Below are 19,355 nucleotides of genomic sequence, written 5' to 3'. Positions count from 1 at the left end.
GCCGCTACTGGGCTGCCGGAGCAGCCCGGTAGAGGTCGGGGATCCGCAGTGCCCCCCGGCGGTTCAGCCCGGCCGGGGCATGCCAGTGGGCGATCGGCCAGGGGCGGCTCGGCTCGGTGCCGAGGCGACCGTCCGGCTTGACCTTCTCGCCTAGTGCTTTGACCGGGATGGTTCGCCGGGTTGGTGGTTCTGGCGGTTGGATGTGCGGTGGCGTCCGTTGATCCGACCGTTGGGGGTGTGGTGGCTGAGCCTGTCCGTGTGCGCAGGTTGACCGACCAGGAGGGGCAGAAGCTGCAGCAGATCGTGCGCCGGGGCAGCACCAGCTCGGTTCGGTTCCGGCGCGCGATGATGCTGCTGGCCTCGGCCGGGGGGAACCGGGTCCCGGTGATCGCCCAGCTGGTGCAGGCCGACGAGGACACCGTCCGCGACGTGGTCCACCGGTTCAACGAGATCGGTCTGGCCGCTCTGGACCCTCTGTGGGCGGGAGGCCGTCCCCGCCTTCTCAGTCCTGACGACGAGGACTTCGTCGTCCAGACGGCCACCACCCGCCCCTCCAGGGTCGGCCAGCCCTTCACCCGCTGGTCAATCCGCAAACTCGCCGACTACCTGCGCAGAGTCCACGGCCGTGTGATCCGGATCGGGCGCGAGGCGTTACGGTGCCTGCTCGCCCGCCGCGGCGTCACCTTCCAGCGCACCAAGACCTGGAAGGAGTCCCCGGACCCCGCGCGTGATGCCAAGCTCGACCGAATCAAGAGGTCCTGGAGCGGTTCCCGGACCGGGTGTTCGCGTTCGACGAGTTCGGGCCGCTCGGCATCCGCCCCATTGCCGGCTCCTGCTGGGCACCTGTCGGTCATCCTGAGCGGCATCCCGCGACCTACCACCGCACTCATGGAGTGCGGACTTCCACGGTTGCTACTCGGGCGGCGACGACACCCTGTGGGGTGTCAACCGACGCAAGAAGAGCGCCGCGAACACGCTGGCTGCCCTCCGGTCGATCCGCGCGGCCCGCCCGGACGGCGCCCCGATCTACGTCATCCTGGACAACCTGTCCGCCCACAAGGGCCAGCAGATCCGGCGCTGGGCGAAGAAGAACCGCGTCGAGCTGTGCTTCACCCCGACCTACGCGTCCTGGGCCAACCCGATCGAGGCCCACTTCGGCCCGCTGCGTCAGTTCACGGTCGCCAACTCGAACCACCGCAACCACACCGTCCAGACCCTGGCCCTGCACGCCTACCTGCGCTGGCGCACCAACGCCCGCCACCCCGACGTCCTCGCCGCTCAATGCCGCGAACGCGCTCGCATCCGCAGCGAGAAGGGCATCCGTTGGGGCGGGCGGCCGGCGAAAGTCGCGCGACCCCCTGGGACAGCACCAGCAACACTGGTGCCATGACCGTTGATCGTGAGGCGCTTCAGGCCAGTTGGAACCGAGCCCGTGGCCACCTCGACACTGCTCGGGCCCACCTGGCGTGCCTGCCCGACATCGAACTCTCAGCGGCGCTTGAGCTCCTGGAGCACAACGAGCTGGGCCTCGCCTTCGACTGCCTGGTCGACCTCGGCGACGACCTCGACACGCCACTGGCCTTCTGGCAGCACCTGGACCGAGCAGCCCGTGGAACGCGGCTCTACAGCGACGCGCTGCACAAGCCCCACCTCACGGCTGCCGACCTCTGCCGTCGCCATCTCGCAGCCGCATCCGAGCAGGACTGACCGCTGACCCGGCGAACCTTCCCGGTCAGAGCACTAGGCAGCGGCGCAGCCCCGGTGCCGTCCGGGTTCACGACGTGAAGCTGATGACCGCCGTCCCGGTGAACCACGTGTCGTCGTCGAGTTTGGTGAAACGCAGGAAGTACTCCCCGTCTTCCGGCGCGTAGAAGTCGGCGCGCACGCCCTTGGCGCACTTGAGGTTGTGCCCTTCCAGACGGGTGTCGCCGTTCCACCGGTCGCGGATCAGTTCGACGTGGAACTGCTGGTTGGGCCCGTTGCAGTCGGTGATCGCGAACGTGGCTTTGCCGTACTTCTGGTCCCAGGTGCGGGAGTCGAGCTTGTACTTGAAGGAGAAGTTCACCGTCCTGCTGGCCGCGCTGGCCGCCGTTGTCTGCGCCAGCGCGATCGAGGCGACGCAGAGGGCAACGGCTCCGAAACGCACGAGGTGACGTGTGGTCATGCGGACCCTCCCGTAGACGGTTTGATGACCAACCATCTCAACGATGGAGCTGCGCCGAAATCGCTCAGGAGGGTGAAGACGCCTTCCACCACGAGTGCTGGCGCGTTGACGCGGACCACCCGACTGTGCTGCGCCCGGAGGCCGTCAGGCCGCCCGGGGACAGATACCGGCCAGGCACCGAGCGCGCCGGCCACCGACCCGGGCGAGCTGCCGCGCCGACGGGGCGGGCAGTCACCACGCCGGGCGCAGTCTCGGAGGGCAGTAGTCCTTCCACAGTGCGGCCTGTCCGGCGCCGCGCCGGCGGGGTACGCCGCTCAGCCCGGTGATCCGGTGCTGTGCCACGGCCAGGGCGCGGTGGCCGTCGACGGGCCGGAACGCAGGACACCGCGGCGGGGGTCCCAGTTCTCAAGGTGGCCGAACAGGGTGTGCACCGTGGTCGTGCCGGTGGGGCCGGATTCCACGTGCAGGCGCATCGGCGTCCAGTCGTGGCAGTGGGGGAGCAGTTCGGCCAGTTGCCGCTCCGTTGCCGCGTCGCCGGTGTCGCTGGGGACCCACGTCCACGCGCCGTCGGTGAACGCGGTGGTCCAGTTCCACCGGGACTCCTCCCGGCGCTTGTCCGCCCAGTGCAGCTGCTCCTGGCTGCCGCGGGCGGCGCGCTCGGCCGCCCGGGCGGCCGAGCGGCCCGGACGGCGGCGGAAAGGCTCGGCGGTGCTGCTCAGATGCCCCAGGACAGGCCACGCGGTCGTACCGGCGGGAGCGCCGCGGCGCAACTCTGGTCGACCTCGGTGGCAAGAGGGTGGGAGCTCCACCACCACTGCTGTACCAGCATCAGGCCCTGAAGGTCTTGCCGGTGGCCGTGTCGGCAAGAACGGCTCCCGGCGCCGGCGGCACTGGGAAGTCGCCGCCCCGCTGCTCGACAAGGCGGTCGATGACCTTGCGCTGAGCGGCGGCGGAGCCGCGGAAGGCGACCATGGGGTTGATCTGCCACACGTCGTCGCCCTGTCCCTGGGGCGAGATCAGCAGGAAGCGGTCGGACAGTTCCTGCACCGCCGCGGCGATCTCGTCGGCGTCTGCATCAAGGCGGGCCGCCAGGTCCTCGGGGTCCAGCTTCACCAGGCCGTGGCCGTTGAGGTCGTCGCCTTGCGAGCCGGCGGCGGTCGGTTCGGTGAAGGCGGTCAGGAGTACGGCACGGGCGAGGTGACCGATGTCGTAGTGGGGAAGATTTTGCAGCGCCTTGGTGGAGACCGTCGTGTACGACGAGGCGATGTTCGCCGGCGGAAAGACGTAGCCCTTTCGGTACGGGTCCTCCGTGGTCGGCCGTTCGTCGGAGTCCAGATACTCGGTCGAGGCAGTTTTCCTTCTTCCTCACCTGCAACGTCCTCCACCGACGGTGCTGTGCGGTTCAACGACTGCCTTTCCGCGGTCACTGCACCCCGGGTCCGAACCCGCAGGTCCGACTCGTCGCCAGGACAGCCGCAGGGGTTCACCAGCGAAGGAGGCCGCGTCCGCGGGCTGGCGGCCGGGATGGGTCGCTGCAGCGCCAGTGGTGCTACAGCGCTGCTGCCTCGAGTGCCGGGCGGCCGATGGTCCACCGGTCGCCCGGCAGTCGCACGAAGGCCCGGTGTGCGGCCATCTCCCGGCGTAGCCGGGCCGCCGGGACCGTGAGGTCGTCGCGGTCGGCAAGTGCGTCGCGCAGTTCCGTGGCGGTCAGGGGGGCGCCGTACCGGGCGAGGAGGCGGGCGGCCCTCTGCTCCAGGGCGGGGAAGGGGGTGGCTTCCACCACGGTGAGGGTCCGGCTCAGGTCGGTGTGCTGTTGCTGGGCGTCGGCGACCGCCTGCAGCACCGGCTCGGTGATCTTCCAGAGTCCGGAGAGCAGGGGCCGCCACCCGGCGGTCAGCCGGCCGGTCTGCCACAGGTACCAGAGCGCTCCGGCCACGGCGGCTGCTGTCAGCCCGGGACGGCGGGCTGCGACGTCCACGAGGGCGCCGACGCCCGACATCGTCGCCTCCAGCACGCACCCGGCGAGGATCACCGCGTTGGAGCCGTGCGCCTCCAGTCCGGCCGTCAGCAGCAGGGTCTGCGCCGTCGCCAGCGAGTCCATGACCGCGAACGGCTCGAACACCTTGTCCCGGGTGAACAGCACTGCGGGGCCCAGGAGTTCGGCCAGCGCCATCGTCGGGGCATCGTCCGGGTCGCCCCGGCGGGCCGTGGGCACCCCCGGGGCCTGGTGCAGGATGTGCCGCGCTCCGGGGGAGAGGTGGTCGCGGATCTCCAGCTCCACCACCCGCACCTGCGGAAGCACGTGCTCGCGCAGTGCGGCAGCCGCCGCCGAGGCGGGGATCTCGAAGGTGCCGGCCATCTTGGGCAGGTGCTGCTCCAGTTCCTCCAGCACGTGCGGCGCCATGTAGGGGGTGGCCCGCCGGGTGCCGGCCAGCGCGGCCAGCGGGTGGTGCGCCCGTCCGCGCTTGGCCTGGCTGCACGCCTCGACCAGGAGGACGTTGGTGTCCAGCACCGCCACCAGCATCCGCCCGCGCAGCGCCATCGGGTTGATTGCCGTCGGGTTCGACGGCAATGCCGCGGGCACCGCGCGGGGCCGGGGGAGATCGGGAGCCATGGGCCCAGTGTGGCCGTCGCCCGGGGTGGTGAACAGCAAATTCCGGCTCCGCCCCCTTGAGCGAGCCCGCCGGCTCGGCGTCGGTGCGCTGAGCCGGCTCGGGTCAGGCGCGCCGTGATCCGGTGAGGTGGAACCAGCCGGTCCGCCGCTTGCGCCGCTGGGGCGGGCAGGCCTGGACGGCGGGCGCAGGGCGGGCAGCGGGCGCGGCCGGCCTGGCCGGGGCCCCGGGGAGTTCGAGGTCCGGGTCGACGACGAAGAGGTGCTCGTCGGCGACGGTGGTGCGCAGTCCCGCGTCGGCGAGGAAGCCTTGGAGAATCAGGTTGTTCACCGTGCGGGCGCTGGGCGCGCCGTCGCGGGTGCGGCAGACGTTGACGGCCATGTGGGGAGTTCGGGCATCGGGCTGCCGTCCCACTTGATCAGGCCCGGGCGCGGGAGCCAGGTGAGGCCGCCGATGCCGACGGCCTTGAGAATCGTGCTCGCGCCGGAGTCGACCTGCCTCGGCTTGTGGAACAGGGCGTTGTACTCGACCCCGGCGACGCGGTTGCGGCAGTGCTGGCCCGCCTCCGCACGGCACTTGGTGCACCGGGTCGCTACGCAGGCGCTGTAGGCGCGCCGTATGGCTGCGGTCTTGTCGTCCATGGCGAGATCATGGAACGCCGGACCGCCCCGCGCAGGTGTTTGCCGATTTTCCCCCCGTACGGGGCGTGTTCGGCTATAGGACGGCGGATGATCAGCCCCGAACAACTCGTCTGAACACAGCAATGCGGCCGCCGTCCGACGGGTCCCGGTGCCGCCACAGGATCGGCCTGTCGGCGGCGGGGAAGGAAAAGGCCCGGACAGCAGCCCGGACCCATACCGGGCAGCCGTCAGCCGGCCAGACTCCGAAGCTGGGCCAGCGTCAGTTCCTGCGTGCGTCGGGCGGCTTCGCTCTGGACGAAGGACTCACGAGCTGCTGGATATACTCCGCGAGCGCGCCGGGGCCGCCCCCGCCGTAGCCGACTCCGTAGCCGCGTCCGCTTCGTTCGGGCAGGAAGGTGAGCACGCCGCGGCGGCTGGTCCTCATCCAGAACAGGCCGGTTCGCTGGTCGATGATGAGGGAGGTTCACGTCTCCTCTCCTCTCCCTCACCGGCGACCAGGCCGCGGCCCTCGCCCTGACCGAGGACGAGGGCGAGGTCCGCGAAGTGATCGGCGAAGCACTGGCCGACTGCTTCAACGCCGGAGGGGGCTACGCCGGCTTCGCGCCGGATGACTTTGAGTACGACACCGACGACTTCGAGCTGACCTGAACCGATCACCACACGGGAGATCGGGACCACGGGCGCCCGTCAAATGGAGGGCTGGATGATTATGACGGTCATGCTCGGCGATGAGCGGCTTCGTGGAGGGGCAGACGGCGAGGTCGACCGCATAATTTCGAAGGTCATGGCTGAGCTTGAATACGGAGATCAGGCCTGGATCTCCCTCGGCAGTGAAGCGAGCGAAGAGAACGAGCGCCCTAATAATTATCTCGTGGTCTCCTTGAACAGGTCGACAGGTTACGGAGGTTTTGTGTGGTTTGTTGACGCAAGATTTCCGAATCAAGGAGGGATTTACGACTCGATCTGGGTCTCTGACACTCCCGAGCCGCCACGGGAAGACCCTGACGTGATCACGGATCTCCACTGCCCGGTTTTTCTCGACCGAAAGAGCGCAATTCCGCTGGCCACCGTCCGCGAAGTGATCGAGGAGTACTGGCGGGCGGGGACCGCCGACAGGCCGAGCCGCATCGACTGGGTTCCGGGGCACATGAACGGGAGTCGTACCGACGCTGAAACCCCTCCCGAGCGAATTTCCACCACGGCGGAGTCTGCGCTCGACGGCCTCATGGCGGCGATTTGCTCAGGAGCAATTCCCACCGAAGAGTAGTGACGCTGTCCCGCTTGACGTGGGAGAAGAACAGCGTCGCCATCGCCGCCGACGAGTCGATCGGTACAGCGCACGTGTTCCGGCGGACGTCTGGGAGGCGGACGCCACCGTCCTCGGCACAGTCGTCGCCGTCCTGCGCCGCCTGTAGCGCCGGTCAGGCGGCCTGCACGCAAGACGCTGATAAGCGGGACGAACTCTGTAAAAGATCGTCAGTGACCCATTGGAGCTGCCTCCCCTTCCGTGTAGAGGGATACTGGAGGATCCTGCAGGGCCGTCGTCTCCATCCAATAAACCTGATACCCCTGATGCATGGCAATACAACAGCCCCATCAGGCAGATTCATCCCCTCAGGATTGTCGGAGAAGAAATCATCAGCCGCTCGCCGCATATCGCGAATCGCAGGGAAGAAAGCGTCGGTCCCACGGAGGATCCTGCCAGCACTACGCCCCATCAAGGACGGGAACTCCCTATACCGTTCCGGGATCCTCCGGACGCCCCACGACTCGCGAAGTCGGTCAATTTCAGCATCGGTCATCCCTGTGACGGAACCAGGGTCGGTCCTCTTTGCGCTCTCAGCGATATCCGGGATCAAAAGCATCAGCCGACTCCCCATGAAATGTTGACCCGGATGTCAGGAAACGCCTTCTCGAGCTGCTTAATTAGACCCTTATAGCTGTCGCGTACTTCGTATTCTGAGTATAGGTCTATCACTCCCTTGGATTCAGGGGTGAGGCGGTTGCGCCAGTGTTTCGAAAATGCGAGTCTCCGAATCGTGGGGTCGAGTGCCGGGGTCAAACCTTCGAGTGGCAGGCATGCTAGTCAGTCCTACCCGGGCGTCGGCGAGCGCCTGGTCGACGCCCCGCCTGCGGCTGCCGCTCCGGTGCTGCTGGAGGCGATGACGGACTCCACCCTCCGGTGGCGCTGAACACCCTGCACGCTGTCGGCCGGCGGTGCCTCGCTGGCCCGATGGACGAGCAGCTGCCGCACGCCGGGTCCTGTCCCTGACCCAGTTGCGGGCCGCGCTCAAGCGCGCCGGCCGCCAGCGTGGCCGAACGGCTGCGCGAGGTTTTCCGGGGCGACCTTGTTCGCCACCCCGACGCGGTCGAGGACACCTTCGGCCACCAGCTGGCCGCCCTGTTGAAGCAGTTCGACGCGGCCTGCCAAGCCGGTGACGACCTCGCCCAAGCGGTAGAGGCCGCCTTCCGCGAGCACCCCGACGCCGAGATGTACCTCAGCTTCCCCGGCCTCGGCGTCCAGCTCCCAGCCTGCGTCCTGCGGTGCGCTGGTAGTGGGTGTGTTCCATGGGTACGGTGTCGCGCCCGCAGAGTGTGGTGGGCGGGGGGTCCTCGGAGACGTCCGGGGGCTGCGGGCGGGCGGGCGAGGGGCGTGCCCGGCCCCGAGGGGTGGGCCGGGCACGGGCGGGTGTGCGCTGCTAGCCGATGCTGAACTGGTCGGTGACGCCGAAGACTTCGGTGGTGTCGCGGTTGCAGCCGCTGCCGACGGGGTCGAAGAGGGTGCTGCGGGTGACGGCCTTGCCGAGGCCGCTGCCGGCGGTGACGGTGCCCTTGCTCTTCATCCGGTAGCGGATGAGGTTCCCGCCGGCTTCGTGGGTCATGACGACCTGGTCGTACTTGACGGTGGTGGTGTCACCGGTGTCCCAGGTGTAGGTGACGGTCTCGGTGCTGAAGGTGGGGAACGGGTCCTGGCAGGTGGAGTCCCAGATGACCGGGTCGGCCTGGTTGAGGGTGCTGCTCGCGCTGCCGGTGCAGCCGCGGTAGCTGGTGCGGTGGGTGGCCGAGACGGTGCGGCCGTCGGTGCTGGGGGCGGGCTGGAACAGCCAGCTCTCGGTCTGCTGGATGCCGCCGAGCGTGGTGGAGCAGCGGACGGTGAAGTTCGGGTTCGGCGCGGCGGCGACGGTCGCGGCGGCCGTTGCGGCGGCGGTGGCCGACCGGTCGGAGCCGGCCGCGGCCGCGGCGGGCAGGAGAGCGGCCGACACGGCGGCGAGGGCGGTCAGGGTGGTGAGCGCGGTGCTGATTCGGCGCATGGAGTGGCTCCGTTCGTGAGACAGTCCCCTGCGCTTCTCATCGGATTCGTGCACGACCTATGTGAGTGTCTTCGCTCGCACGAGTGATACCTCCGGCGTTCACGTCCCAGCTGTCAGCCAGGCTCCTTCTCCCATTCCCCCACTGCCAGCAGTTCGTACGGTTCTGCTGGCGGCTGTGATCCCCTGCTCGCGGTGCCCTCTCCTCCGCGGGTCAATGGCAGGTGCGGCCCCGCCCTGCACGGATCGGCGGCGAACACCTCGCAGGCGAGGGCCCGCGCCCAGGCCGTGGTGCGATCGCGGCCGGAGGCACCGCAGAAGCGGTAGCCATTCGGAGGGATTGGTCCGATTTGCCGGTGGGCGGGCGAGATTCAGCGGCCCGTAGCCGGGGCCCGCCTTCACAGCACTTCCATCTTTGTGCGTATGATCCGGCACCGGATCTTGGGCCGTCACCGCGGCATGCGGTACGCGGCCTGCGCGGATCCGCTCGTACTTCCACCCTTGTGCCGGCGCGCTGCGGCGTGCCGGTTGACCCTGTGAGGTCTGCATGAAGCTGCGCCGTGCCATGGCCATATCCGCCGCCACGACGCTGGTCGCCGGTGTCGCCCTCGTGGCCGCTCCGGCGGCCCTGGCCGCTCCCGCCGTCTCCGCCGCGGCCGTTGCCGCCCCCAAGCTCGGCGGCACCGTGTCCCTGAAGGACTTCCCCGCCACCGTCGCGGCCGGCGGAGCCCAGATCACCTTCACCGAAACCGTCACCAACAGCGGCGACGACGCGGTGGCCCTCCCGGTGGTCTTCCTGACCTCGGTCGGCGACCTGTCCACCGGCCAGGTCAAAGCCCAGTTCCAGAACCCCTACACCCACAAGTGGGTCGACGCACAGGTGGAGGGCGACGGGCCCGACGGCCCGGGCGTCGCGCTCATCCTGGGAAGCAGCGACGAAGCCGAACCCGACGAGAACTCCGTGGTCTTCGTCCCCGCAGGCAAGAGCGTCAACATCCAGGTCCGGCTGAACGTGACCGCCGACGCCGCCGCCGGCGCGGCCACCGCCCAGCCCTACGCCGTCCTGTTCCCCGCCTCCGAATCCGAACAGGAGCCCGACGGAGACGGCTTCCTCGAAGGCGCGAAGAAGGCCTTCACCATCACCGCACCCGGCGGCACCTCCGCCTCCCCCTCCGCCACCACCAAGCCGTCCACCTCGGCCTCGGCAGCGCCATCGTCCTCCGCCAAGCCCTCAGCGCCGGCATCGTCCTCCGCCAAGCCCTCCGCCTCCGCCCCGGCCAAGCCGTCCGCGTCGGCGCCGTCCTCGACCGCGCCCGCCGCGCCGTCCGGGCTGCCCACCAAGAAGCCCTCCGCCACCACGGTCGACGAAGCCAAGAAGCAGGCCCAGACCAGCCTTGCCAGCACCGGCGGCGGCAGCGACTCCACCGCCATCGCCGCCACCGGCGCCGCCGCACTCGCCCTGGGAGCCGGCACCCTCGTCCTGCTGCGCCGCCGTCGTACCAACACCCACCGCGCCAAGTAGGCCCGCACCCCGGCCCCGCCGGGACCGGATACCGGCCCCGCCACCTGGTGCCCATCAGGCGGCAGAGCCGGTATGCCACCCCCTTCCGCACCGCTGCGCCCGCTGACCGCCGACTACCGCTGCGCGGCGGGCGGGTGGCCGCCGGTCGTCGACTTCGCGTTCGCGGCGGCTCCGGCCGGGGGGAGCGCGGAATCACTTGGGCACGTGGACGATGTCGCAGCTGATACCGGGGACGCCGGCCATCTTGGAGTCGGTGGTCAGCAGCGGGCACAGCAGGGTCTCGGCGAGCGCGATGTACAGCGCGTCGCCGACGTAGGTGTTGTCCCGCAGCTCCCACGCCCGCAGCAGCAGGCCGGGGATCGGGATCCGCTGGACATCCAACGCGTCCAGGTCCGCGATTGCCGCGCCGGCGTCCTTCTCGGTGAGAGCGCCGCGTTGCATCATCCGCACGATCGCCCGGCTCGCCTCGTGGTCCAGGTGCGCCGGCGCGTACACGTCCTCACCCACCAGCCGCGCCCGCACCCGCTCGGCAACCGCCCCGGTACCGGTCAGCAACTCCACCGTCGCGCTGGCATCGATCACGATCACCGCGACCCACCCTGCTGCTTCTCCGCCCACGCCTCCAGCAGGTCGGCCATCGTCAAGTCCTCCGGAAGGGCCGCCAACTGCTCCGGCGCCGCTGCGCCATGTTCGGCCAGGACCACGCGAACGGGGCTGAGCGCCCAGACCAGATCGCTCGCGGCCTGTGCCTTGTGCGGCGCCGCACGGAAGATCTCCAGCAGCTCCTCGAGCCTGCTTTCCAGGGGCGTTGTGCCCGGGACCGGGTCCTCGCTGTCGGCGCCGGCGCGGATGTCCTGGAGGGCTTCGTCGATCTGGTCGCTGCTCGGGCGCAGCTCCGCGGAGCGGGCCCGCTCCGCGATCCGCTCGAGGTCGGTGGCCTCCATGGGCCGCGGTCCCAGGTGCGCGGGGGCCAGGAGGTGGAGCAGCGCGGCCGGGACGACGGCGGCGACGGGCCTGCCGTAGCGGGTGATGGCGGTGACCCGGCCGGTGTGCTCGGCCAGCGTCACGATCCTCGACAGCTCGGCGCGGGCGTCGGCCAGCGCGACCGTCGGCACGTTCGCCGGCAGCTCCGGCCGGCCCTGCGGGTCTGCGGTCATGTAAAGACTTTACAACTCGTCGCCGGACGCGACCGGCCCCGCGAGCACGTGGGTGGAGAAACGGAGGGACCGCCCGGCAACGCCGCGCGGTCCCTGCTGTCGGGCGGGCCCATGCGCCAACACGGCCCGCTCCGGTGTTCCCGATGTTGTTGGAGTGATCAGCGCCTCCGGGCTCCCCACCATCAGGTTGGGACGACGCCTACCTGATGGTCACATCCAGCCACAGCGGCCACAAGCAGATGTTGCAGAAACCCGCTTCAAACTCAGGTTTGGATTGCTCTGGCCAGCCTCAACACGCCTGCCATCGCACAAAGTTAGCTGCCGTCACATGGATGACTGGGCATCAATCCTCCCTCCGTTCACGGATTCGATTGGGAATCGCCCGTATGCCTGACAGAGTGTTGCTTCGATCGGTTCGTTCATGTGACGCCAACCACAGAACAGCCGACCTGTTGGAGTAGTCAGTGGTATAGGAGGCATCCCTCATGCCGAGGAAGAACAAGAAGCACGTCCCCGTCCCCGCCGAGTGCGCCACCCACACCGATCGCCGCAGCCCGCGTCCGTCCTGGCTCCCGGGCCGATCCGAGGCGCTCGTCATCATCGTGGTGATCGCCATCGCCACCGCCCTGGTGGACAGCGGGATGTCCGTCGGCGCCGCCGTCGAACTCGTCGGCGGCGGATGGCTCGTCGTGACCCGGCTGCGGAGGGAACGGGCCTAGCGCAACCGCCGCCCCCGCCGATGGGCCGCCGAGAGAACCCGATTGAGGCAGACGAGCCGGCACTGGGCCGCCTGGCCGCCTGGCTGCGCGAACAGCGCGAGCAGGCCGGGCTGACCTACCGCGAGATCGCCGATCGGACGAACTACCACCACACCACCTTGCAGCGGGCCGCCAAAGGCCAGCGACTGCCGAGCTGGGCCGTCGTTAAGGCCATCGCCACGGCATGCGACGCCGACCTGAAGACAGCCCGCAAGAAGTGGAGCCACGCCAAGTACTGGGCCCACGTCCCCCGCGCACCGGCGGGCCAGCCCCGACGGGCGCCCCGGCGCCTCAACCCCGACCACGTCGAATCCTTCGCCGACCTGCGCCGTGTCATGCACGAGATGCGCCGCAAGGCGGAATGGCCCTCCCTCGAGGACCTCGACGAACGGGCCAAGGAGGTCGGCGACCGCCTGCCGCCCAGCACCATGGCCCTGGTCCTCAAAGGCGAAGCACCCCTGCACAAACCGGTCTTCACCGCCTTCATGCGGGCCTGCCGGGTCAAGGAACACCGCATCGTCCTGTGGCAGGCGGCATGGGAGCGAACCAACAACGCTCGCGCCCACGTACCGATGACCGCAAGGACCTACCAGCGCGAGTTCAACCGCGCGATGAAAAGCTCCGCCCACAGCCTCCCGACAGAGATCCTGTTCAAGCTGTGGGTGGCGATGAAGACCAACGCGGCCGCGGACCGGCGCGACAACACCGCACCGCCCGCCGCCGCAGGGCACAGCGGAGCCCAGGGCCCCGTGCCCTCCGCCTGAACCAACCCCGGGGACAGGACCACCATCCTGTCCCCGGGCGCCCCTTCCACCCCGCACGGCCGATCCGGACCGGGAACACCCATGCCTGCCACCCACCGCACCCACGCACCCGACCTCGGTCTCACCGCACTACGCGAACTCCACCACGACACCTACCTGCGCTACGCCGCACTGCTCCTGCCCGCGGCCGGCAGCGCCGACAGAGCGCTCCGCGAGGCCTTCGCCGACCTCGCCGACAGCTGGCGCGATGCCCTCGCCACCGCCAGCCCCATCGCCTGCGCCTGGCAGACCGTCAGGCAGCACGTCCGCCACCTCGCCGGCCCCGGCCCCCTCGGCCCGGTGGTCCACCTCACCACCGACCAGCAGGACCTCTTCCTCCTGTACGTCGTTCTTGATCTCTCCGAACAGGCCATCGCCGCCCTGACCGGGACCGAGGAAGCCGCAGTCCGCACCCAGATCCGGTCCCTCGACACCCAGCGTGCTTGGTGAGCAGGTGCAGCACGCACAGCACAGCGGTGTCGAGCGCCTTGTGATAGCCCCGGCGCCACTTGCTGCGCTGCCAGCGGCATCGGCCTCCCGGATCTGCTGCGCCTCCGCCCGCAGTGCCTCGGCTTCGGCGCGGGTCTCGGCGACGTCGGCCTGGGCCTCCGCGAGGTCCTCGCGGGCGCAGGGAGGGACGCGACGATCTGCCCTCGTATTCGTCGGGGGAGCGCCCCGCCGCCCCGCTGCTGCCCGCCCGGCGCAGCCGGCTGCGGTGACTGGCCGACATAGCTCTGGCTCCGGGCAGCGTTTGCCCGGAGCCAGAGGCGGGAGTGGGGTCAGTTGACGCGGAGGGTCAGGTTCTTCGGCCAGCCGGCCCGGTCGAGGCGGGAGAAGAGGTCCTTGATGTCGGTGGGGGTGAGCTTGATGCAACCCAGGGACTGGTAGTCCATGTCTCCGTTCCACCGCCAGATGTCGTCGTCCATGAACGGCACGTCGGGGGCCTGGGTGCCGTCGCTTCGCATCTCGCTGTGGATGAACAGATTGGTGCGCGTGGCCGGCTTCTGGCCGGGCTTGGGCTTGCAGGCCTTGTCCTCGAGCTGGATGGCGTAGCCCCTGACCGCCGTGTAGGAACCGGCGCCGCGGTCGGTCATGTGACCCTCGACCTTGTAGGTCCCGCTGGGCAGCCATCCCTCGCTGCCGGCGCACTCGTCCGTGGATCCCTTTCCGGAGCCGGCCCGGTAGCTCTTGAGGACCTTGCCGTCGTGGACGAGGGACAGCTTCGACCACATGGGGTTCTTCTGGTTCTTGTCGAACTGCAGGTAGTACCCGCTCTTGCTGGGGGCGGGCTTCTGGGTGTTGTGGCCGGCGGCGAGCGCGGTGCGGGTGTCGGAGCCGGCGATGCCGTCGGCCTTCAGGCCGTGGGCTCGCTGGAAGTCCCGCAGCGCGGCAGCGGTCTTGGGGCCGAAGATGCCGTCGACGGCCAGGCGGTGGCCCTGCGTGTTCAGCTGCCGCTGCAGGTTCTTGACGCTCTCGCCGCGGTCTCCCTGCCTGGGGGAGGAGTGGTCGGCGGCTGCGGTGGTGGTGTTCTTGGTGCGGCGGGCGTCGTCGGCGTGGGCGGCGACGCTGGCCCCGGTCAGGGCGAGGCCGATCAGGAGGGTGGAGGCGATCGTTCGGGCGGTGCGGTGCTTGGGCAGGGCGAACTTCATGGCGGTGACTCCTTGAGGTTGATGGTGGGGCGGCTGTGCTGCGGGAAGGACGAGGGGCGCTGTGCGAGCCGGGGAAGTCCGCTCTGCGGGGGGCCGGTCGAGGTGCCGGCCCCCCGCAGGCGGCTGGTGTCAGTTCTGGGGCCAGCCGCAGTGGACGTGGGTGTCGTGGTTGCGGTCGCCGGGGCCGAGGACCTGGGTGGCGCCGAGGAAGGTGCAGGCGCTCTGGAGGCGTTCGGCGAGTTCCCTGCCCTTGCCGGACATGGCGACGTGGACTCCGTTGATCTCATTGACGTCGAAGGTGGTTCCGGCGTAGTGCCAGGACGTCTTGCTGTGGTCGCCGCCGGCGAGTTCGGTGATGTTGAGCCGGAACCCGTGGTTGGCGTTGAGCTGCAGCAGGCCGCGCAGCATGTCCGTGTCCAGGTCCACGCGCTTGCCGTGGGCGTCGCCGTACCGGCTGGTCAGCGCGCTCTTTCCTGCCGCGGTGTCGCGGAGGTTGCTGCGGGCGGACGACTCGGGGTCCTGCCCCTTGTGCCCGGAGTGGAAGTCGTCCGCCGTGATGCCCGGCCGGCGGACGATCTGCTGAGCCAGCTCGGCCCGGTTCCCCGTGATCCGCAGGCCGGGCGCCGCCGCCAGCGCGGCCCGGGTGCGCGGGCCGACGAGTCCGTCGACCTTCAGAGCGTGGGCGCGCTGGAACTTCTTGACCGCCTTCTCCGTCGGGCTGTCGAACACGCCCGTCACCTTCGTGGTGCTGCCCAGCAGGACCAGGCGGCGCTGGAGCTCACTGACGGCCTCGCCCTTCGACCCGGGGCAGAGCGTCGCGGGCTTGGAGATGTCGACGCTTCGCTGGGCGCCCGGCGCGATTCGGTCGGCCCACGCGGAGAGCGAGGGGGAGCCGGCGGCGTTCGCGCTCGCGGTGGCGACGGCCAGCAGCAGGCCGGCCGTGGCGATGACGGCCTTCCCGCGGCGGCCCCGGGCAAAGGCACCGGCACCGGAGGAGGTCTTCTCGGAGCGCCGCAGGAACGAGGCGATGCTGCGGGCGTTGGGCTTGGTGGTCATGATCATTCCTTCGTGGTGTGGTGAATCCGGCAGGTGAGGTCGGTCAGGGATCAGCGGCGGGGGCGGTTGAACCAGGCGACGGTTTCGGGGCGGGTGGCGAGGTAGACCAGCAGGGCGCCGGGTGCGAGGGCGACCAGCGCCCGGATGACGGCGTTTCCGCTGTTCTCGCCGCTGAGGGCGAGGGCCAAGGTGCCCAGCAGGCACTGCCAGCCGCCGAAGACGAGCACGGCGGTGCGCAGCGAGTGCCCGCCCCGGCCGGCCCGTACCGCCAGCGCGATGGCGATGACGGTGTGGGCGGCGGTCCACGCCAGGCCGAACTGCGCGAGGGTCACGCCGGCCTGCGCGGCCTGCTCCTGGCTGCTGGTCGCGCCCGCGAACCAGGCGCCGCGATACGGGGTGAACGAGTCGAGCAGCGCCTGGGCCTGCAGGAGCGTCACCAGGGCCAGTACCAGGTTCAGCGCGGTCGGCGCGACCAGGGCGATCCGGGCGAGCTTCACCGACCGCGGCATCGCGGCGGTGGGAGTGGCGGGCAGCTGTGCCTGTTCGATTCCCGGCTCCGGGATGAACGGGGCGAACGCGGGCCTCGGCGGCACGAGCGCGGCCTGCCCGCCGGTGAGCGCGGACGGCCCACTGGTGGCCGCGGATGCGAAGCCGACCGGGTCGAAACGGGTGTTGTTCTGCGTTCCGTTCTGCACTGTCATTCCTTCGGGTACGTGCCTGCGATCGGGCATGACACAGCACGCCCGGCAGGCATTGGATGGGAGGCTGCCGGGCTGTCTTCACCGGCTGACCATCACTCTTGCATGACGGATCGTCAGGTCTCTACGCTGTGGCCCCCGTTGGCCCATGCGGAAGAATCCGTGTCTATACATGGGCTATGACCTGCGACTATGCGCAGATCGAGGCGAAGGGTGGTACACAGCAATGCCGCACAGCCGAGATGCCGACGAGTCCGGGCCCACCACCGCACGTGTGGAGCTGGCCGAACTGCTGCGCAAGTGGCGCCTCGGAGCTCCGGACGAGCCCGCGCAGGGAGCGGTGGCGAGGAAGGTCGGTCTGGCCCAGCCGACACTGTCCCGCTACGAGACCGGCGCCCAGGTTCCGCCACGGAAGGTCGTCCGCCTCCTCGCCGAGCACTACGGCCGGCCTGCGGCCGATCTCGAGCACGCGATCGGCGTCTGCGCGAGGGCCGAGCAGGAGGCCCGCGGCGGCGAAAGGGCCGAGCAGGCCGAACCCGGGCCGAGCGCCGACACCTCCCGCCCCCCTGCACGCCGGCAGCGGCTGCTGTGGCTCGGAGGGGTCCTCGCACTCGTCGCCGCCGGCGGCGGTGCCTATGCGGCGTGGGGCAGGTCCGGCCCGGCGGGGCACACGAACCAGGCGGCCCCGCCTGCCGGGGCGTCCGCAGCGCCGTCGCCGAGGGCGACGGCATCCTGTTCCGGCATCGCCTGCCTGCACAAGGAGCCCTCGAACACGATCTGCCAGTACGACGCCGTCACCACCGCCGACGGGCGGGACTTCGGGGTGTACGTCGAACTGCGCTACAGCCCGATCTGCCGTGCGAGCTGGGCCCGAATGGACGGCGGATCACCAGGAGACAGGATCCAGGTGTTCGGGACCGAAGGCAGCCCGCCCGAACTGGAGGAGTACGGCCAGCAGTCCGGACACACCGCCCACACCAAGATGGTGCAGGCACCGGCACCCGCCGGCGCCCGAGCCTGCGCAGTGATCCAATCCAGAGGAACCGTCTGCTCGACCGCTCTCCCCGCCACCCCCGCGACCCAGTCCAAGGCAACCACCCAGAGCGGCTGAACCGTCGGACACCACGCAGCAGCCAGCCAGCCAGCCGGACGGGCGCGCTCGCGGACACAACGGCGCGTCAACTCGGTGCCCCGAGGCGCGGCTTGCTGCCCGTGCGCCCTTCGCGGCCGCGTCGCCACCACGTCCGGGCCCTCCTCGATGCCGATCGCAGTCAGCAAGTCCTCCTGTCGCTGCCGCTCCTGTCGGCGAACACCCCGCGCTGCGCGGCGGCCCAGTGGCCGAGCCGCTCGTCTTCGAAGACCGCATGGGCTGGAAGCACCGCCCGTGGGCCCGGCAGTCGGATTTCTGTCACGAGGTGCTCCGGCCGCAGGGACGGCTCCGGCCGGGGGGTGGGTTCGGGCTGGATGCGGGCATGGGCGAGGCCTCCACCGTGCTGCGGCGGGGCTCGCAAGGTCCCGCCGGTCAGGAGCGGCGTCGACGTCCCCGGCCCGTTCGACTCCCGCCGGGACCGCGCCGTGGTGCCGTTACGCCGAGTCGGAACCGGCAGGGTGTCACCTCGCCGGATCAGCGGGCGCTCCGCCGCAGCCGTTCGGGGGTCCGTGGGCGCCGGATTTCTGCGGCGGACCGCTGCCGGCGCCCGCAACACGCTCGGCGGCACCTCGCAGGGATTGGTTTTTCCAAGTAGTCACTTGGAAAAACCAACTGACGGCCGATAGGCTCCGCTTTCATGAGTCAGCACCGACAGGACGGCTACGAGCTCTCCACCGCGCCCGAACGCCTCGACATCGCCTTGGTCCACCACTGGTTGTCCACCGACGCCTTCTGGGCCCTGGGGCGCAGCCTGGAAACGGTCGAGCAGTCGGTGCGGGAGTCGCTCAACTTCGCCGTCTACGGCCCGGCCGGCGTGCAGGTCGCCTACGCGCGTGTGGTCACCGACCGGGCGACCTTCGCATGGCTGTGCGACGTGTACGTCGCCCCCGCGCACCGCGGGAAGGGGCTCGGCACGTGGATGGCCTGCGCCGTCCGCGACCACCTGGCCCCCTACCGGCTCAAGCGCGTGCTTCTCGCCACCCTCGACGCCCACGGGGTCTACTCCAAGGCGGGTTTCGTTCCCGTCCCGAACCCGGAGCAGTTCATGATCCTCCAGCACGCGTAGCCGCACGGCCCCCGACTGTCCGTGGCAGGAGAGCAACGGCGGCCGCTCGCGCACCTGTACGGGCGGAACCGGAAGCGCTCCGGGACCCGGGCGTGTCGCTGCGGCTGCCCCGGGGCGCCCGGGAGCGCGTTGAGTCGGCCGTCCACGGCCGGCGTCCCGCCGGAGCTTCCTGCGCGCACGGCGCCCCCGACTTCTCCGTCGCCGGAGTGCCGACACGGCGGACGTGTCGCTGAGGACCCGTGGGCCGGTGCCGGTATGCGCAGTTGCCGGGGGCCGTCAGCCGTCCTCGGGGCCGTCCTCTGCGGCCTGCGGGGCGCGCGGTCGTGCTCGTCGGCGCCGGAAGATCGCCGTGCCGGACGCGTCCGCGCCGCACTTCGGGGGCTGAAGGCGGCTCGCAGCCGACCAGCTGCCGGGTGCCGGGCGGGGAGGGGGCGGGCGTGGTGAGCGCCCGTACCCGGGACTTCGCCCTACGCACAGTGCCCGCACGCTAGGAAGGCGCCGCCCGCGCCCGTGTTCCGCTGGAGGACCTGCCGCACGCCCTGCGCGACCGGGACCAGGGCTGCGACGACCGCGGCGCCTGGGGCGTTGCGTCTTTACCTGCGCCCAGTTCGAATTGCGATCCCCCCACGCTCCTCCAGTGCCCTGGCGGAGCGTGGGGGAACGGCCCGCGCGGGGGCCGTCCGGTGCTTGCGGCCGGCCCCCCCCCCGCGGGATCAGGCGCGCCGGTCGGGGCGGCCCCCCGCGTGGTCGTCGCCGGAGGGCCGCGACCCG

Annotated in this window: 21 protein-coding genes and 1 pseudogene; 9 read left to right on the top strand and 13 right to left on the bottom strand. The window is 70.4% G+C overall.

Annotated elements, in window-relative coordinates; translation table 11 throughout:
* The first annotated feature begins 240 nt into the window (after positions 1–240).
* Both ACFV1L_RS13150 and ACFV1L_RS13145 read left to right on the top strand, forming a co-directional pair.
* Positions 241–1,390 (top strand): annotated as a pseudogene (locus tag ACFV1L_RS13150) (IS630 family transposase).
* The gene (locus ACFV1L_RS13145) at positions 1,387–1,707 is read left to right on the top strand and encodes a MafI family immunity protein (RefSeq protein ID WP_380365379.1); all 321 of its coding nucleotides are present in this window, start codon (positions 1,387–1,389) and stop codon (positions 1,705–1,707) included. The pseudogene ACFV1L_RS13150 and the gene ACFV1L_RS13145 overlap by 4 nt, the downstream one beginning before the upstream one ends.
* Positions 1,708–1,774: 67 nt before the next feature.
* Here ACFV1L_RS13145 and ACFV1L_RS13140 read toward each other — a convergent pair whose 3' ends face one another.
* The 6 genes from ACFV1L_RS13140 to ACFV1L_RS13115 all read right to left on the bottom strand — a co-directional run bounded on the left by ACFV1L_RS13140 (position 1,775) and on the right by ACFV1L_RS13115 (position 5,417).
* Complete coding sequence (locus ACFV1L_RS13140) at positions 1,775–2,164, bottom strand: hypothetical protein (protein ID WP_380365378.1); 390 nt, start codon at positions 2,162–2,164, stop codon at positions 1,775–1,777.
* A gap of 314 nt (positions 2,165–2,478) precedes the next feature.
* On the bottom strand, positions 2,479–2,934 hold the full coding sequence (locus ACFV1L_RS13135) for a hypothetical protein (RefSeq protein ID WP_380365377.1): 456 nt from the start codon (positions 2,932–2,934) through the stop codon (positions 2,479–2,481).
* A gap of 58 nt (positions 2,935–2,992) precedes the next feature.
* Positions 2,993–3,277 (bottom strand): hypothetical protein, encoded by a 285-nt coding sequence (locus tag ACFV1L_RS13130; protein WP_380365375.1) that lies wholly within the window; start codon positions 3,275–3,277, stop codon positions 2,993–2,995.
* A gap of 436 nt (positions 3,278–3,713) precedes the next feature.
* Positions 3,714–4,778 carry a PIN domain-containing protein gene (locus ACFV1L_RS13125; protein WP_380365373.1) on the bottom strand — a complete coding sequence of 355 codons (1,065 nt, stop codon included), beginning with the start codon at positions 4,776–4,778 and terminating at the stop codon, positions 3,714–3,716.
* Positions 4,779–4,881: 103 nt separating this feature from the next.
* The gene (locus ACFV1L_RS13120) at positions 4,882–5,106 is read right to left on the bottom strand and encodes a hypothetical protein (RefSeq protein WP_380365371.1); all 225 of its coding nucleotides are present in this window, start codon (positions 5,104–5,106) and stop codon (positions 4,882–4,884) included.
* Positions 5,103–5,417, bottom strand: a complete 315-nt coding sequence (locus tag ACFV1L_RS13115) for a hypothetical protein (protein WP_380365369.1) — start codon at positions 5,415–5,417, stop codon at positions 5,103–5,105. Before ACFV1L_RS13115 ends, ACFV1L_RS13120 begins: the two co-directional genes overlap by 4 nt.
* A 703-nt stretch (positions 5,418–6,120) precedes the next feature.
* Here ACFV1L_RS13115 and ACFV1L_RS13110 point away from each other — a divergent pair.
* Complete coding sequence (locus tag ACFV1L_RS13110; RefSeq protein ID WP_380365368.1) at positions 6,121–6,684, top strand: Imm1 family immunity protein; 564 nt, start codon at positions 6,121–6,123, stop codon at positions 6,682–6,684.
* A gap of 1,023 nt (positions 6,685–7,707) precedes the next feature.
* Here ACFV1L_RS13110 and ACFV1L_RS13105 read toward each other — a convergent pair.
* Together ACFV1L_RS13105 and ACFV1L_RS13100 are read right to left on the bottom strand one after the other, a co-directional pair.
* On the bottom strand, positions 7,708–7,869 hold the full coding sequence (locus tag ACFV1L_RS13105) for a hypothetical protein (protein ID WP_380365366.1): 162 nt from the start codon (positions 7,867–7,869) through the stop codon (positions 7,708–7,710).
* Positions 7,870–8,116: 247 nt separating this feature from the next.
* On the bottom strand, positions 8,117–8,728 hold the full coding sequence (locus tag ACFV1L_RS13100; RefSeq protein ID WP_380365364.1) for a hypothetical protein: 612 nt from the start codon (positions 8,726–8,728) through the stop codon (positions 8,117–8,119).
* A gap of 544 nt (positions 8,729–9,272) precedes the next feature.
* On the opposite strand from ACFV1L_RS13100, the gene ACFV1L_RS13095 reads away from it, so the two are divergent.
* On the top strand, positions 9,273–10,247 hold the full coding sequence (locus tag ACFV1L_RS13095; protein WP_380365362.1) for an LPXTG cell wall anchor domain-containing protein: 975 nt from the start codon (positions 9,273–9,275) through the stop codon (positions 10,245–10,247).
* A 192-nt stretch (positions 10,248–10,439) separates the two neighbouring features.
* Here the strand turns inward: ACFV1L_RS13095 and ACFV1L_RS13090 are convergent, their stop codons facing one another.
* Positions 10,440–10,835 carry a type II toxin-antitoxin system VapC family toxin gene (locus ACFV1L_RS13090; protein ID WP_380365360.1) on the bottom strand — a complete coding sequence of 132 codons (396 nt, stop codon included), beginning with the start codon at positions 10,833–10,835 and terminating at the stop codon, positions 10,440–10,442.
* A complete protein-coding gene (locus ACFV1L_RS13085; protein ID WP_380365358.1) occupies positions 10,832–11,404 on the bottom strand; it encodes a type II toxin-antitoxin system prevent-host-death family antitoxin in 573 nt (190 codons plus the stop codon). The genes ACFV1L_RS13090 and ACFV1L_RS13085 overlap by 4 nt, the downstream gene beginning before the upstream one ends.
* A gap of 485 nt (positions 11,405–11,889) precedes the next feature.
* Here ACFV1L_RS13085 and ACFV1L_RS13080 point away from each other — a divergent pair, with 485 nt between their 5' ends.
* From ACFV1L_RS13080 to ACFV1L_RS13070, 3 genes are all read left to right on the top strand, one after another.
* Positions 11,890–12,123, top strand: coding sequence for a hypothetical protein (locus ACFV1L_RS13080; protein WP_380365357.1), 234 nt, complete (start codon positions 11,890–11,892; stop codon positions 12,121–12,123).
* A gap of 20 nt (positions 12,124–12,143) precedes the next feature.
* Positions 12,144–12,926 (top strand): helix-turn-helix domain-containing protein, encoded by a 783-nt coding sequence (locus ACFV1L_RS13075; RefSeq protein ID WP_380365355.1) that lies wholly within the window; start codon positions 12,144–12,146, stop codon positions 12,924–12,926.
* 81 nt (positions 12,927–13,007) lie between these two features.
* Positions 13,008–13,415: a sigma factor-like helix-turn-helix DNA-binding protein gene (locus ACFV1L_RS13070; RefSeq protein ID WP_380365353.1), complete on the top strand. Its 408-nt coding sequence runs from the start codon at positions 13,008–13,010 to the stop codon at positions 13,413–13,415.
* A gap of 329 nt (positions 13,416–13,744) precedes the next feature.
* On the opposite strand, the gene ACFV1L_RS13065 is transcribed toward ACFV1L_RS13070, so the two are convergent.
* From ACFV1L_RS13065 to ACFV1L_RS13055, 3 genes are all read right to left on the bottom strand, one after another.
* The gene (locus ACFV1L_RS13065; RefSeq protein ID WP_380365352.1) at positions 13,745–14,614 is read right to left on the bottom strand and encodes a peptidoglycan-binding protein; all 870 of its coding nucleotides are present in this window, start codon (positions 14,612–14,614) and stop codon (positions 13,745–13,747) included.
* 129 nt (positions 14,615–14,743) lie between these two features.
* Positions 14,744–15,670 carry a peptidoglycan-binding protein gene (locus ACFV1L_RS13060; protein WP_380365350.1) on the bottom strand — a complete coding sequence of 309 codons (927 nt, stop codon included), beginning with the start codon at positions 15,668–15,670 and terminating at the stop codon, positions 14,744–14,746.
* A gap of 50 nt (positions 15,671–15,720) precedes the next feature.
* On the bottom strand, positions 15,721–16,365 hold the full coding sequence (locus ACFV1L_RS13055) for a hypothetical protein (protein ID WP_380365349.1): 645 nt from the start codon (positions 16,363–16,365) through the stop codon (positions 15,721–15,723).
* A gap of 229 nt (positions 16,366–16,594) precedes the next feature.
* Between ACFV1L_RS13055 and ACFV1L_RS13050 the strand changes: the two genes are divergently transcribed.
* Both ACFV1L_RS13050 and ACFV1L_RS13045 read left to right on the top strand, forming a co-directional pair.
* The gene (locus tag ACFV1L_RS13050; RefSeq protein WP_380365347.1) at positions 16,595–17,479 is read left to right on the top strand and encodes a DUF2690 domain-containing protein; all 885 of its coding nucleotides are present in this window, start codon (positions 16,595–16,597) and stop codon (positions 17,477–17,479) included.
* 676 nt (positions 17,480–18,155) lie between these two features.
* Entirely contained in the window at positions 18,156–18,584 is a 429-nt protein-coding gene (locus tag ACFV1L_RS13045; RefSeq protein WP_380365345.1) for a GNAT family N-acetyltransferase, read from the top strand.
* Positions 18,585–19,355: the final 771 nt, after the last annotated feature.

This window comes from Kitasatospora sp. NPDC059646 (genome assembly GCF_042734615.1).
GTDB lineage: Bacteria > Actinomycetota > Actinomycetes > Streptomycetales > Streptomycetaceae > Kitasatospora.
This window is presented reverse-complemented; position numbering and strand designations above follow the sequence as displayed.

Excerpts from the sequence above, each read along its gene's own strand:
- ACFV1L_RS13145 (WP_380365379.1), top strand. The coding sequence starts at position 1,387 with ATGACCGTTGATCGTGAGGCGCTTCAGGCCAGTTGGAACCGAGCCCGT.
- ACFV1L_RS13140 (WP_380365378.1), bottom strand. The coding sequence starts at position 2,164 with ATGACCACACGTCACCTCGTGCGTTTCGGAGCCGTTGCCCTCTGCGTC.
- ACFV1L_RS13125 (WP_380365373.1), bottom strand. The coding sequence starts at position 4,778 with ATGGCTCCCGATCTCCCCCGGCCCCGCGCGGTGCCCGCGGCATTGCCG.
- ACFV1L_RS13115 (WP_380365369.1), bottom strand. The coding sequence starts at position 5,417 with ATGGACGACAAGACCGCAGCCATACGGCGCGCCTACAGCGCCTGCGTA.
- ACFV1L_RS13110 (WP_380365368.1), top strand. The coding sequence starts at position 6,121 with ATGATTATGACGGTCATGCTCGGCGATGAGCGGCTTCGTGGAGGGGCA.
- ACFV1L_RS13100 (WP_380365364.1), bottom strand. The coding sequence starts at position 8,728 with ATGCGCCGAATCAGCACCGCGCTCACCACCCTGACCGCCCTCGCCGCC.
- ACFV1L_RS13095 (WP_380365362.1), top strand. The coding sequence starts at position 9,273 with ATGAAGCTGCGCCGTGCCATGGCCATATCCGCCGCCACGACGCTGGTC.
- ACFV1L_RS13085 (WP_380365358.1), bottom strand. The coding sequence starts at position 11,404 with ATGACCGCAGACCCGCAGGGCCGGCCGGAGCTGCCGGCGAACGTGCCG.
- ACFV1L_RS13080 (WP_380365357.1), top strand. The coding sequence starts at position 11,890 with ATGCCGAGGAAGAACAAGAAGCACGTCCCCGTCCCCGCCGAGTGCGCC.
- ACFV1L_RS13075 (WP_380365355.1), top strand. The coding sequence starts at position 12,144 with ATGGGCCGCCGAGAGAACCCGATTGAGGCAGACGAGCCGGCACTGGGC.
- ACFV1L_RS13070 (WP_380365353.1), top strand. The coding sequence starts at position 13,008 with ATGCCTGCCACCCACCGCACCCACGCACCCGACCTCGGTCTCACCGCA.
- ACFV1L_RS13065 (WP_380365352.1), bottom strand. The coding sequence starts at position 14,614 with ATGAAGTTCGCCCTGCCCAAGCACCGCACCGCCCGAACGATCGCCTCC.
- ACFV1L_RS13060 (WP_380365350.1), bottom strand. The coding sequence starts at position 15,670 with ATGACCACCAAGCCCAACGCCCGCAGCATCGCCTCGTTCCTGCGGCGC.
- ACFV1L_RS13050 (WP_380365347.1), top strand. The coding sequence starts at position 16,595 with ATGCCGCACAGCCGAGATGCCGACGAGTCCGGGCCCACCACCGCACGT.
- ACFV1L_RS13045 (WP_380365345.1), top strand. The coding sequence starts at position 18,156 with ATGAGTCAGCACCGACAGGACGGCTACGAGCTCTCCACCGCGCCCGAA.